The 12,523-nt window shown below is 62.5% G+C and carries 15 protein-coding genes; 3 read left to right on the top strand and 12 right to left on the bottom strand.

Annotated features, from left to right (window positions below; all coding sequences use genetic code 11):
• Positions 1-17 precede the first annotated feature (17 nt).
• A complete protein-coding gene (locus tag J5Y06_RS09100) occupies positions 18-503 on the top strand; it encodes a peroxiredoxin (protein ID WP_209334818.1) in 486 nt (161 codons plus the stop codon).
• A 30-nt stretch (positions 504-533) separates the two neighbouring features.
• Here the strand turns inward: J5Y06_RS09100 and rnhA are convergent, their stop codons facing one another.
• The 10 genes from rnhA to coxB all read right to left on the bottom strand — a co-directional run bounded on the left by rnhA (position 534) and on the right by coxB (position 9,205).
• A complete protein-coding gene (gene rnhA / locus J5Y06_RS09095) occupies positions 534-1,061 on the bottom strand; it encodes a ribonuclease HI (protein WP_209334817.1) in 528 nt (175 codons plus the stop codon).
• A complete protein-coding gene (locus J5Y06_RS09090; RefSeq protein WP_209334816.1) occupies positions 1,058-2,020 on the bottom strand; it encodes a homoserine kinase in 963 nt (320 codons plus the stop codon). The genes rnhA and J5Y06_RS09090 overlap by 4 nt, the downstream gene beginning before the upstream one ends.
• Positions 2,020-3,030, bottom strand: coding sequence for a 4-hydroxy-3-methylbut-2-enyl diphosphate reductase (gene ispH / locus J5Y06_RS09085; RefSeq protein ID WP_385931543.1), 1,011 nt, complete (start codon positions 3,028-3,030; stop codon positions 2,020-2,022). The genes J5Y06_RS09090 and ispH overlap by 1 nt, the downstream gene beginning before the upstream one ends.
• A 49-nt stretch (positions 3,031-3,079) precedes the next feature.
• Positions 3,080-3,811, bottom strand: coding sequence for an SURF1 family protein (locus J5Y06_RS09080; protein WP_245247755.1), 732 nt, complete (start codon positions 3,809-3,811; stop codon positions 3,080-3,082).
• Between the two features lie 126 nt (positions 3,812-3,937).
• Positions 3,938-4,819 carry a cytochrome c oxidase subunit 3 gene (locus J5Y06_RS09075; RefSeq protein ID WP_209334814.1) on the bottom strand — a complete coding sequence of 294 codons (882 nt, stop codon included), beginning with the start codon at positions 4,817-4,819 and terminating at the stop codon, positions 3,938-3,940.
• A gap of 1 nt (position 4,820) precedes the next feature.
• Positions 4,821-5,447: a cytochrome c oxidase assembly protein gene (locus J5Y06_RS09070; protein ID WP_209334813.1), complete on the bottom strand. Its 627-nt coding sequence runs from the start codon at positions 5,445-5,447 to the stop codon at positions 4,821-4,823.
• A 1-nt stretch (position 5,448) separates the two neighbouring features.
• Positions 5,449-5,622, bottom strand: a complete 174-nt coding sequence (locus J5Y06_RS09065) for a CoxF protein (protein ID WP_209334812.1) — start codon at positions 5,620-5,622, stop codon at positions 5,449-5,451.
• On the bottom strand, positions 5,622-6,569 hold the full coding sequence (locus tag J5Y06_RS09060; RefSeq protein WP_209334811.1) for a heme o synthase: 948 nt from the start codon (positions 6,567-6,569) through the stop codon (positions 5,622-5,624). The genes J5Y06_RS09065 and J5Y06_RS09060 overlap by 1 nt, the downstream gene beginning before the upstream one ends.
• Before the next feature lie 64 nt (positions 6,570-6,633).
• Positions 6,634-8,295, bottom strand: a complete 1,662-nt coding sequence (ctaD, locus tag J5Y06_RS09055; protein ID WP_209334810.1) for a cytochrome c oxidase subunit I — start codon at positions 8,293-8,295, stop codon at positions 6,634-6,636.
• A gap of 37 nt (positions 8,296-8,332) precedes the next feature.
• Positions 8,333-9,205, bottom strand: coding sequence for a cytochrome c oxidase subunit II (gene coxB, locus J5Y06_RS09050; protein ID WP_209334809.1), 873 nt, complete (start codon positions 9,203-9,205; stop codon positions 8,333-8,335).
• 318 nt (positions 9,206-9,523) lie between these two features.
• Between coxB and J5Y06_RS09045 the strand changes: the two genes are divergently transcribed.
• Both J5Y06_RS09045 and tldD read left to right on the top strand, forming a co-directional pair.
• The gene (locus J5Y06_RS09045; RefSeq protein WP_209334808.1) at positions 9,524-10,042 is read left to right on the top strand and encodes an invasion associated locus B family protein; all 519 of its coding nucleotides are present in this window, start codon (positions 9,524-9,526) and stop codon (positions 10,040-10,042) included.
• Positions 10,043-10,225: 183 nt separating this feature from the next.
• Positions 10,226-11,641 (top strand): metalloprotease TldD, encoded by a 1,416-nt coding sequence (gene tldD, locus J5Y06_RS09040; protein ID WP_209334807.1) that lies wholly within the window; start codon positions 10,226-10,228, stop codon positions 11,639-11,641.
• 1 nt (position 11,642) lies between these two features.
• Here tldD and J5Y06_RS09035 read toward each other — a convergent pair whose 3' ends face one another.
• Together J5Y06_RS09035 and J5Y06_RS09030 are read right to left on the bottom strand one after the other, a co-directional pair.
• Positions 11,643-12,146, bottom strand: a complete 504-nt coding sequence (locus tag J5Y06_RS09035; protein WP_209334806.1) for an RES family NAD+ phosphorylase — start codon at positions 12,144-12,146, stop codon at positions 11,643-11,645.
• Positions 12,139-12,498: an MbcA/ParS/Xre antitoxin family protein gene (locus tag J5Y06_RS09030; RefSeq protein ID WP_209334805.1), complete on the bottom strand. Its 360-nt coding sequence runs from the start codon at positions 12,496-12,498 to the stop codon at positions 12,139-12,141. Before J5Y06_RS09030 ends, J5Y06_RS09035 begins: the two co-directional genes overlap by 8 nt.
• Positions 12,499-12,523 lie beyond the last annotated feature (25 nt).

The following is a 12,523-nucleotide window of genomic DNA, read 5'->3' as shown; positions in this document are numbered from 1 at the left end:
TTGGAGCCTTGGTAACGATGACGATAGCGACCGGCGAACGCCTGCCAGATGTGAAGGTGAAACTGGTCACCCCCGACGACATCACCGAGGTGAACACGGCCGATTATTTCGCCGACAAGAAGGTCGTCCTGTTCGGGGTGCCGGGTGCCTTCACGCCGACCTGCTCCAACAATCACCTGCCGGGCTATCTCGAGAATGCCGAAACGATCCTCGGCAGGGGCATCGACGAGATCGCGGTGATCGCCGTAAACGACCCCTTCGTGATGCGGGCGTGGGCGCGCTTCACCGGCGGGGAAGGCAAGATCACCTTTATTGCCGATGGCAGCGCTGTTTTTGCGAAGGCGGCGGGTCTCGACCTGGACATGAGCGCCGGCGGCATGGGACTCCGTTGCAAGCGCTTTTCCATGGTGGTGGACAAGGGCGTGGTCAGCGCAGTCAATGTGGAAGGCACGCCGGGCCAGGCCGTCGACAGTGGCGCTGCGCGGATGCTGGAACAGCTTTAGAAACCGGGAGGCGGGGTAAACTCCCCTGCCTCACTCTTCCCGAACGAAGGTGCGGTTGAGCTTTCGCGTCGGGGCAGCCGGTGCCGCCGCCCGGATGGGATCCACCTTCTTTGGCGTTCCCTTGACTTTGAAGGGCGCCATGCCCGCGCGGGCCAACTCGTCCGCCCGTTCGTTTTCGGGGTGGCCGGCGTGCCCCTTCACCCAATGCCATGTCACCTTGTGGCGGCGCCGCGCTTCATCCAGCTGCTGCCAAAGCTCGGCGTTCTTGACCGGCTGTTTCGCGGCGGTTTTCCAGCCATTGCGCTTCCAGCCCTCTATCCAGCCGCCAATGCCGTCCTTGACGTAGTTGCTGTCGGTATAAAGATCGACCTCGCAAGGCTCTTTCAGCGCGTTGAGCGCCGAAATCGCCGCCATCAGTTCCATGCGGTTGTTGGTTGTGTCCGCTTCGCCGCCGGACAGTTCCTTGGTCTTGCCGTTGTAGCGCAAAATAGCGCCCCAGCCACCGGGTCCTGGATTTCCGGAGCAGGCGCCATCCGTATACGCGTCGATGTGCTTCATGACAGGCCGTAGGTGCTGGGGGACGTCACGTCCCGGTGGAACCGCAGCTTGGCGACATATTCCAGCGGATCGCGCTTTTGCACCGATGCGCCATCCGGGATGGTCAGCCAATCGTAAAGCCGCGTCAGCATGAAGCGGAGCGCCGAGCCGCGTGCCAACAGCGGCAGCGCAGCCTTTTCTCGATCGCTGAGCGGGCGCACCGCCTCGTATCCGGTCAAAAGGGCCGCCGCTTTGGCTGGGTTGAAGCTGAAATCAGTCTCAAAGCACCAGGCGTTGAGGCAGGTCGCTACGTCGTAGGCGTAGAAATCATCACAGGCGAAGTAGAAGTCGATCAGCCCGGACAACCGATCGCCGAGGAAAAAGACGTTGTCGGGAAAAAGATCGGCGTGGATGATGCCCCGCGGCAGGTCGTTCGGCCATCGGGTCTCAATGTCGGTGAACTCCGCCTCCACTTCGGCTGCCAAGCCGGGTGACACTTCGTCCGCCCGGTCTCGCGAGCCGTTCCACAACAAGCGCCAGCCCTCGACGGCGAGCGCATTGGCGCGATGCATGGGGAAATCCGCGCCCGCAAGATGCAGTTGAGCCAGCGACCTGCCGACCTCGCCGCACTGGGCGACGGTCGGGTGGCGCATCCACATGCCTTCCAGGAAGGTGATGATGGCGGCAGGCCGCCCGGCCAGTTCGCCGATGAGTTCCCCGTCACGCCGCTGCACCGGCAGCGGGCATATGACGCCTCGACGCGCCAGATGCTGCATCAGGCACAGGAAAAACGGCAGATCGCTCTGATCCACCCGCTTCTCGTAAAGCGTCAAGATGAAGGATCCGCGCTCTGCATGGAGGAGGAAGTTCGAATTTTCGGACCCTTCTGCGATGCCCTTGTAGGATAGAACGGATCCAACGTCGTAGTCCTGAAGGAAGCGCGACAGCTGCGCCTCGTTGACATCGGTATAAACAGCCATCAGGCCGCATTTCCGTTGACGAAGGCCATGTCATCCGCCGTGAGCGGCATGTCACGCAAGACGCTGAGAACCGGGAAGTTTTCGTCTTCGACTGCTGTGACCGCGAGGTCCACGGAGACGGCAAAGCGCTGGTTGAAGGCGTCGACAATTTCATCGACGATGATCTGCGGTGCCGAAGCCCCCGCCGACAGCCCCACCACCTCACCGCCAATCATCATGTCCCATGGGATCTCGGACGCGCGCTGCACCAGCATCGCCTGCTTGGCGCCTGCGCGCCTGGCAACTTCCACGAGGCGCATCGAGTTGGAGGAATTGGGCGCGCCCACGATCAAAAACAGGTCCGTTCCGGCTGCCGTCTCCTTCACCGCTTCCTGGCGGTTCGTGGTGGCGTAGCAGATCGATTCCGCCGATGGCGCCTGGATCGCCGGAAAGCGCTCCTGCAGCCGCGCGATGATGCCGGCCGTATCGCTCACCGACAACGTGGTTTGCGTCACGAAACCCATGTCACCTGGCTGTGGTGGCACGAAGGACAGCGCATCCTGTTCCGTTTCGATCAAGCTGACGGCGCCCTCCGGCAACTGGCCCATCGTGCCGATGACCTCCGGATGCCCGGCGTGGCCAACAAGAACAACGTGCCGGCCCTGCCGCTGGTGCCGCATGGCCTGCTTGTGAACCTTGGACACAAGCGGGCATGTGGCGTCGAGATAGAACAGATTGCGCGCCTGCGCGTCTTCGGGCACCGACTTCGGAACGCCGTGGGCGGAAAACACGACCGGCCGGTCGTGGTGCTCGGCCGGAATCTCGTGCAGTTCCTCGATGAACACGGCGCCGCGTTCCCGCAGCCCCTGCACCACGAACCGATTGTGCACGATCTCGTGGCGTACATAGACCGGGGCGCCGTATTTCTTCAGCGCAAGCACGACGATCTGGATCGCACGATCCACGCCGGCGCAAAAGCCGCGCGGTTCGCACAAGCGGATCGTCAACGGCGGTTTGGCGGTAGCGGTCATCAACAGGTCCATGGGTCAGCCCCGGACATGAGGGCTCGCTGCTCGAGTGTCAAGTTTCTGCCGTCTCGTCCGGCGCCGAGTTCGCGTGTCGCCGACTGCGGATAAGCATCAACAGCGAAACGGCAGCCAAAGCGAGTGCCAGCCCATACCAGGTCACGGCATATTGCAGGTGGTTGTTGGGCAGGTTGACCATGGTGACGCCGCCCACCGGCCAGCCGCCGGGACTGGACGTTGCATCAGCATCCACGAAAAAGGGCAGGATCGAGCCCGGCACGGCCGCGCTGGACGCCATCGCTCCCAGATCCTTCCAATAGAAGATGTTCTTGGCGGAATCGTTTTCGGGCACCAGCCAAGACGGCTTGGCGGCGGGTTGTTCGCGCGCAAGCCCGGTGACTGACACGGTGCCGGCAACCTGCCCTGCCGGCCGGGTCGAAGGAGATTTCAGGTCGAAGGGCACGAAGCCCCGATTCACGAACACGGCCCGGCCATCGGCAAGCCGCAAGGGCGTGTAGACATAAAAGCCGGACTGCCCTTCATGCGTGGCAAAGAAGTGCCGCTCCCGCTCGTGCTCGAACTGCCCCGACAGCGTGACGGGCTGATACTCGATAGGATCGCCACGGCTTTGCGCCGCTTCCACCTCTGCAAGATCGAGCGGCTGCTGCGACAGCTGTTCCTCGATGCGGGAAAGCAGCGCCTCCTTCCATTGCATTCGCTGGACCTGCCAGGTTCCCAGCACCAGAAGAAGCGCGAAGGCGGCGACAACCAGACCGCCCAGCGCCATCCGGCGCCAGCCGGAAAGCGCGGAGGCGTCATCGGCAGCTGGAACATTGGAAGGATCGGTCATATCCCGCTCAAACGAAAAAGGCGGCCGCGCAAGCGACCGCCCTTTCCTAGCATAGAGGCTGGCTTAATGCCCGGCCGCGATCGTCGCACCAGCCGACGCCCACACGTAGATCGTGGCGAACAGGAAGAGCCAGACAACGTCCACGAAGTGCCAGTACCAGGCTGCTGCTTCGAAGCCGAAATGCTTTTGCGGCGACATTCCGCCGTTCATCGCCCGGATCAGGCAGACCAGCAGGAAGATCGTGCCCACAAGCACGTGGAAGCCGTGGAAGCCCGTCGCCATGTAGAAGGTGGCGCCATAGATCGATTCGGAGAACGAGAACGGGGCGTGCATGTATTCATAAGCCTGCACGAAGGAGAACAGCACGCCGAGGCCGACGGTCAGTGTCAGACCAGCCACGAGGCCCTTGCGGTCGTTGTGCAGGAGGGCATGGTGTGCCCAGGTGACCGTGGTCCCCGACAGAAGCAGAATCACCGTGTTGTAAAGTGGCAGGTGCCAGGGATCGAGCACTTCCACGCCCTGGGGCGGCCACTGACCGCCGGTGAACTCCGTGCGAAGGACCTGCTCCGCATCCCCAGGGTAAAGGCTGGCATCGAAGAAAGCCCAGAACCACGCGACGAAGAACATCACCTCGGAGGCGATGAACATGATCATGCCGTAGCGCAGGTGGAGCGACACGACGCGCGTATGGTGCCCTTGCCGGCCTTCCTTGATCGTGTCGGACCACCATCCAAACATGGTGTAAAGAACGATGGCCAGACCGATCAAGAACAGCCAAGGGTTGTTCAGCGGCAATCCCAACAAGCCGAACTCGTTGCCCTTGATGGCCTGCATCCATCCGATGCCACCGATTGCCATCACCAGCGCGCCGAGCGACGCCAGCGCAGGCCAGGGGCTGGGATCGATGATGTGGTAATCGTGATGTTTGGCGTGCGCCTCGGCCATATCAACCCCCGAAAGTTTTGCTTGTCGTGCTTTCCTCTGCGTTCACCGGGGAGCTTGCCGCGAGCGGCTGGTTTTCCGGCAAAGGAAAGAACGTGTATGACAGTGTGATGGTTCGTATATTTTTCAGGTCCGGATCGTCGACGATCGCGGGATCAACGAAAAAGACCACGGGCATGTCCATGGACTCGCCCGGTTGCAAGGTGGTGTCCGTGAAGCAGAAGCACTCGATCTTGTTGAAATAGGCGCCAGCCAGTTCCGGCGTCACATTGAAGGTGGCCTTGCCAGCCGTCGGCGTTTGGAACGGGTTGGAGGCTTCGTAAGAAACCTGGGCCGTTTCGCCGATGCGCAGGCTCACCTCACGCTGCACCGGCTTGAAGGCCCAAGGCAGCCCACCGCTGATATTGGCATCGAAACGAACGTTGATGGTCCGGTCCAGAACCGTGTCGGAATATTGCGTGACGCGCTGCGTGGTGCCCCCGTATCCCGTCACCCGGCAGAACATCTCGTAGAGCGGTACGGACGCATAGGCAGCGCCCAGCATCGCGCCGAAGAACGCGAGGCAGCCGAGGGCGACCGTCCGGTTCGCCCGGCTCCTTCTTGCCTGTTCCGCTTGCTTGTCAGCACTCATCTCAAAGCGGCCTGTTCATCATGCCGGGTCCCTTGGCCAGCGTGACAAGATAGAAAATCACCACCAGCGCGGCCAGCGCGATCGCAATGGCGACCGAGCGGTTGCGCCGCGCCTTGCGCTGCTTTTCCGTCAGCTCGACGGTCTCGACCGGCTTGTCTCGCTCGGGCGTCGCCATCAGAGAAACGCTCCGGACGCAAGCACACGCGCCGCAACAACATCAACGAGATAGGCAGCGAAGATGCCAAACAGGTAGATCAGGGAAAAGCCGAACATCTGCTTGGCTGGCGCCATGGCGGTGTCGCTCGGCTTCATGCGCAAAACGCCCCATGCATAATAGATGAAGCCTGCACCCAATGCCGCTGCAACAAGTCCATAGCCGGCTGAAACATAACCGAGCAGCCACGGAAGAACCCCGATCGGCGCGACAAGAAGCGTGTAAGCGAAAATCTGGCGACGGGTCGACGCCTCGCCGGCCACGTTCGGCATCATCGGGATGCCCGCGCGGCCGTAGTCACCCGCCTTGAAGAGGGCCAGGGCCCAGAAATGCGGCGGCGTCCAAAGAAAGATAATGGCAAACAGGATGAGGCTTTCCAGGCTAAGCGAGCCCGTGGCGGCCGCCCAGCCAACCACCGGCGGAAACGCACCGGCCGCGCCGCCAATCACAATGTTCTGCGGCGTCCAGCGCTTCAGCCACATGGTGTAAACCACGGCATAAAAGAAGATCGTGAAGGCAAGAACCGCCGCCGCTAGCCAGTTGGCAGCAAGCCCGAGCGTGAGAACCGCAAGCAGGGAAAGGAAGAGCCCGAAACCGAGGGCTTCGCCCGGCTGCACGCGCCCGGCCGGAACCGGCCGCCGCGCCGTGCGGCTCATCACCCGGTCAATGTCGGCATCGTACCACATGTTCAGGGCACCCGATGCGCCGGCGCCGACCGCGATTGCCAGCACGGAGATCGAAGCCAGAATAGGATCCAGCGGAACCGGCGCGGCAACCAGGCCGACCAGCGCCGTAAACACCACGAGCGACATCACGCGCGGCTTCAGCAAAGCGAGGAAATCGCCTGCCGTTGCCTCGGACACCCCCACCTCGGGAGCATCGACGCTTGTCTGCTCAACTATGCTCATTCTTTATAACATCCAATGACTTGGCCCGGACAACAGGCCCGGGCCGGGTCGCGCCCGAAAGCGCTTACTTGATCTTCGGCAGCTGTTCCCACTGGTGGAACGGAGGCGGCGAAGACAACTGCCATTCCAGGGTCGTGGCGCCTGCGCCCCACGGATTGTTGCCGGCGAGTCGCTTCTTCGAGAAAGCTTCGTAGATGCCGAACAGGAAGATGAACACGCTGAACATCGAGAGGTAGGAGCCGTAGGACGACACCATGTTCCAGCCTGCATAAGCATCCGGGTAGTCGATATAGCGGCGCGGCATGCCGGCCAGTCCCAGGAAGTGCTGCGGGAAGAACACCAGGTTCACACCGATGAACATCAGCCAGAAGTGGAGCCGTGCGATCAGCGGCGAGTACATGTAGCCGAACATCTTCGGGAACCAGTAGTACCAGGCCGCAAAGATCGCGAACACGGCGCCCAGCGACAGCACGTAATGGAAGTGCGCCACGACGTAGTAGGTGTCGTGCATCGCACGGTCCAAACCAGCATTCGCGAGCTGGACGCCCGTCACGCCACCGATGGTGAACAGGAAGATGAAGCCGATCGCCCACAGCATGGGCGTGCGCATCGCGATGGAGCCGCCCCACATGGTGGCGATCCAGGAAAACACCTTCACACCCGTCGGCACGGCAATGACCATCGTGGCGAACACAAAGTAGCGCTGCGTGTCGAGCGAAATGCCCGTGGTGTACATGTGGTGCGCCCACACGACGAAGCCGACCACGCCGATCGCGACCATGGCGTAGGCCATGCCGAGATATCCGAACACCGGCTTGCGCGAGAAAGTCGAGATGATGTGGCTGATGATGCCGAAGCCCGGCAGGATCAGAATATACACTTCAGGATGCCCGAAGAACCAGAACAGGTGCTGGAACAGGATCGGGTCACCGCCCCCTTCAGGCGCGAAGAAAGTGGTGCCGAAGTTACGGTCCGTCAACAGCATGGTGATGCCGCCAGCCAGAACCGGCAGGGACAAGAGCAGCAGGAAAGCCGTGATCAGCACCGACCACGCAAACAGCGGCATCTTGTGAATGGTCATGCCCGGCGCGCGCATGTTGAAGATCGTGGTGATGAAGTTGATCGCGCCCAGGATCGAGGATGCACCGGCTATGTGCAGCGACAGGATCGCGAAATCCATCGCCGGGCCGGGATGCCCGCTGGTTGATAGCGGCGGATAGATTGTCCAACCGGTACCCGCGCCAGCCACACCGCCCGGTCCGCCAGGAACGAACATGGACACCAGAAGCAGGAGGAAGGCGGGCGGCAGCAGCCAGAACGAGATGTTGTTCATGCGCGGAAACGCCATGTCCGGCGCTCCGATCATGATCGGGATCATCCAGTTGGCGAATCCGCCGATCAGCGCCGGCATCACCATGAAGAAGATCATGACCAGCCCGTGACCCGTGGTGAACACGAGGTACATGTGCTTGCCAGCATCAAGGGCCGCGTCGCCCTCCACGCCATAGACCATGGATGCAAGACCATGGAAGATCTGGATGCCCGGCTCCTGCAGCTCCCACCGCATGAAAACGGAAAGGAGGCCGCCGATGATGCCCGCCGTGATCGCGAAGATCAGGTAAAGCGTCCCGATGTCCTTGTGGTTCGTGGAATTGACCCAGCGCGTCCAGCCATGCGGCTTGTGATCGTGATGGGCGTCCCCGTGGTGGGTTGCAGCGCCTGCCATGTTCCGCTCCGTTTCCCTTTCGTCCGGCTGGTGCGGCTTATTCGCCGGCCGAAGCAATCTTGTTTTGGGCTTCAATGGAAGCCATCAATGCGCGGTTGGCGCCACCAACATCCGTCGCCGCCGCCGCAACCCACGCATCATACTGTGCCTGGTTCACGATCCGGATGGCGATCGGCATGAAGGCATGGTCCTTGCCGCAGTTTTCCGAGCACTGCCCATAATAAAGGCCTTCGCGCTCCGCGCGGAACCACATCTCGTTGATCCGGCCCGGCACGGCATCCAACTTTACGCCGAAGGCTGGGACAGCAAAGGCATGGATGACGTCGCTGCCCGTGGTAAGCAGGCGGATCGTGGTGCTCACCGGCAGCACGACTTCGTTGTCGACTGCCAGAAGCCTCGGATAGTCCCGCAGGTCTTCCTTGCCGGAGTCCGGCCGCGCCGCGTCCGTCAAAATCGCCGAGTTAAAGCTGATCGGCTGCTCGAGCTGGTATTCATAGTCCCAGTTCCACTGGTTGCCCGTGGCCTTCAAGGTGATGGCGGGTTCTTCCGGCGGCGAATACTGTGCGGTGAGAAGCTGGAAAGAGGGGATCGCGATGCAGAGCAGCACCAGAACCGGGCCCACCGTCCAAATGACCTCGATCAGCGTGTTGTGGCTCGTGCGCGACGGCGTCGGGTTGGCGCTTTCGCGGAACCGCAGAACACACCAGGCCAGAAGCGCCAGCACAAGAAGGGTGATCGGCGTGATGAACCACAGCGTGTAGTCCTCGAACCACGCAATGCTTTCCATGATCGGAGAAGCCGCCACCTGGAAATCGAACTGCCACGGCGTTGGCTGACCGGGCGCCTGAGCCCAAGCGGCTGCGCTCGACAGCAGAACCATTGCACCGGCAACGCCTGTCAGTTTCTTCATGGCGATCGTCATCTCCCGACATCATCCTAGAAAGCCGCCTGCATCGGCACGCAGGCAAGCCGACTCCCGGCTCTCGGACGCGTTCAAACCATACTCTCATGGCGACCGCAAGAAAGCCACGTTTTGGCCCGATGCGGCATTTTGTGCTCCTGCTTCAGCAAACCGGGAACGGCTGCTGAAGTGGAGGAGCGGCCGAACCGCGCCCGCCGGCAGTTGAAATCTGTTCGAAGCGCCAACAACCTTTTGAGCAAGGCTTTTCATTTACATGCCGTTCCAGCCCACTACATTGCGCTGATTCGCGTTGGAGACCTTTTGCTGATGCGCTTTTTGAAGCCGCTCGCCCTTGCCCTTCTGCTTGGCTCGCCGCTGGTTGCCAGCGCGCCGGCCGGCGCCCAGCAGCCCGCCCCCACCGGAACCGTGCGCTCCACTCATGGCGCCTGGTCAGTGATCTGCGACACGCCGGCGGGCGCTACGGCGGAGCAGTGCGCCATGATGCAGAACGTCGTTGCCGAGGACCGGCCGGAAATCGGCTTATCCGTGGTTGTTCTTCGCACGGCCGACAACAAGGCCGAGATCCTGCGCGTTCTTGCTCCCCTTGGAGTGCTTCTGCCAAACGGGCTGGGCCTCAACGTCGACGGCAAGGATATCGGCCGTGCTTACTTCGTGCGCTGCTTCCAGGATGGATGCTACGCCGAGGTCATCCTGGAGCAACCGCTTCTGGAAACCCTGCGCACCGGTTCTTCCGCAACGTTTATCGTGTTCCAAACACCGGAAGAAGGCATCGGCATTCCGGTCGCGCTGAATGGCTTCGCGGAAGGGTTCGCCGCACTTCCTTGAGGGTCCGCGAGGGGCGCTGAAAGCGGCGACGCACACCGCCGAGCCTGCACCCACCGCCGCGCCGACAACGATCCCTGTCGAGGGCCGCGGCCGGCTCCCCTACTCCCTGGTGTTCTTCTGCTGGAAGTGAGCCAGCCGCACTCCTACCTTCAAGCGAGTCCTTCCCAAAGTGAGTCCAGAACCATGCCCAAGCCGCTGATCCAACAGTTCGATTGTTCGGAAGAACGGCTGCGGCAGATGCTGGCGGATACGCTGAAGGGCGCCGACGACGGCGAGTTGTTCCTCGAACAAAGCGAAAGCGAAGCGCTGATGTTCGACAACGGCCGCCTGAAAACGGCGAGCTACAACACGGACCGCGGCTTCGGCCTTCGTGCGGTTGCGGGAGAAGCATCCGGCTATGCCCATGCGAGCGAGCTGTCGGAAGCCGCTTTCGGGCGAGCGGCCAGCGCGGTTTCCGCCGTGAAGGCCGGCTATTCCGGGACCTTGGCCGACGCACCGCAGGGCACAAACCGGCGCCTTTACGGGGACGTCAATCCACTGACAGAGCCTCAGTTCGGCGAGAAAGCCAAGCTTCTGCAGGACATCGACGCGTTCGTCAGGGCCGAGGACCCGCGCGTGCGCCAGGTCACCGCATCGCTTGTCGCGTCCTGGCAGCAGATCGAGATCCTGCGGGCAGATGGCCGGACTGTCGGAGACATCCGCCCTCTCGTTCGCATGAACATCACGGTGGTGGTCGGCGAAGGCGACCGGCAGGAAACCGGCTCCTATGGCATTGGCGGTCGCAAGGGCTTCGGCGCGTTCATCGCGGAAGATTCCTGGCGGTTCGGCGCGCGCGAAGCGCTGCGGCAAGCGCTGGTGAACCTGGAAGCCACCCCTGCCCCTGCCGGCACCTTCGACATCGTGCTTTCGGCGGGTTGGCCAGGCGTGATGCTGCACGAGGCCGTCGGCCACGGTCTGGAAGGTGACTTCAACCGCAAGAAAACGTCGGCCTTCGCCGGCCTGCTGGGTAGCCAGGTCGCAGCCAAGGGCGTGACTGTGGTGGATGACGGCACGATCGCCGAGCGGCGCGGGTCGCTCACCATCGACGACGAAGGCACGCCCACCAACCGGACCGTGCTGATCGAGGACGGCAAGCTGGTCGGCTACATGCAGGATCGCCAAAACGCCCGGCTGATGGGCATGCAACCGACCGGCAACGGCCGGCGGGAGTCTTATGCACACCCGCCGATGCCGCGCATGACCAACACCTACATGACGGCCGGCGACAAGCAGCCGGAAGAGATCATCGCTTCGGTGAAGAACGGCATCTATGCCGTGTCGTTCGGCGGCGGTCAGGTCGACATCACCTCAGGCAAGTTCGTGTTCGGCTGCACCGAAGCCTACATGATCGAGAACGGCAAGGTCACGCGACCCATCAAGGGCGCCATGCTGATTGGCAACGGCCCTGACGCGATGCACCGCGTGTCGATGGTTGGCAACGACATGAAGCTCGACACGGGTATCGGCATGTGCGGTAAGGCCGGCCAGGGCGTTCCCGTAGGCGTAGGTCAGCCGCATCTGCGCATGGATCAGATGACGGTAGGCGGCACGCAGGCTTGAGCTAGACCCAGGACGCCGGCGTTTTCGGCAGTCGCTTATCCGGATCAACCACCTGCAGGGTCGCTCCTGCGCCTGCGTTCCAGCGCCACAAGGCAACGCAACTCCCGCCCGGGGACATGAAGGACGGGTAGATGACGCCGTCCCATCCCCTCGCCGCGAGCGTTGCCTGGAGCGCGTGGGTTTGCGGCTGCCGGCCTTCGTCGAGGTCTGCGCGCCATTCGCAGCGATGGATCTCGTCGGATATTCCGTTTCCTGCCAGCACGGCCTCGTCGGTCAGGTCGAGAACCCGTGCATTCTTCAGCGCAAGTTGGGCGATGAGGGCCGGGTGCTGGACGAAGCCTTGGTTGTATTCGGCCCAGGCAGTGGAGAGCTCCCGCGCCGCGTAGATCGCTGGCGTGCCGATCGGGTTCCAGCGTCCGCCAAAGCGCGAAGCACCCTCGCCCGATAGCGGAAGATGCGCCCAGCGGGGCACGAAAGCGCGCCACAGCGTCAGCGCATCAGGCATAAACGCCCGAGCGCACTGCCTCCAGATAGGCGAGGACCTTGTCAGCCTTGCCCTCGCGCACGAGATCGTAAGCGGTTTTGCCTGCCCAACCTGGCAACGGCTGGTGCTTGAACCAGATCGCTGCGCGCTGTTCGCCGCCCGCCATTTCACTCGCCATGGCGAGGATACGCACAACCGGGCTGAGCGCGGCATCGACGCGCCGCGCCCCGCTCTTGGCTGTTAGCGTGTTGCGGGCGATGCCGATCAGGGCGGCGAGCTCCGTCAAGGTCACGCCAAGAACTTCGGAAACGCGGCGCGCGGACAGGAATGGTGAGTTCGCGTCGCTGAGCGCATTCACAACCAGCGCTGTCATTTTCCCTCGCAATTTGCGCATCGTT

Source organism: Tianweitania sediminis (assembly GCF_017813335.1).
Taxonomy (GTDB): Bacteria; Pseudomonadota; Alphaproteobacteria; order Rhizobiales; family Rhizobiaceae; genus Tianweitania; species Tianweitania sediminis.
This window is presented reverse-complemented; position numbering and strand designations above follow the sequence as displayed.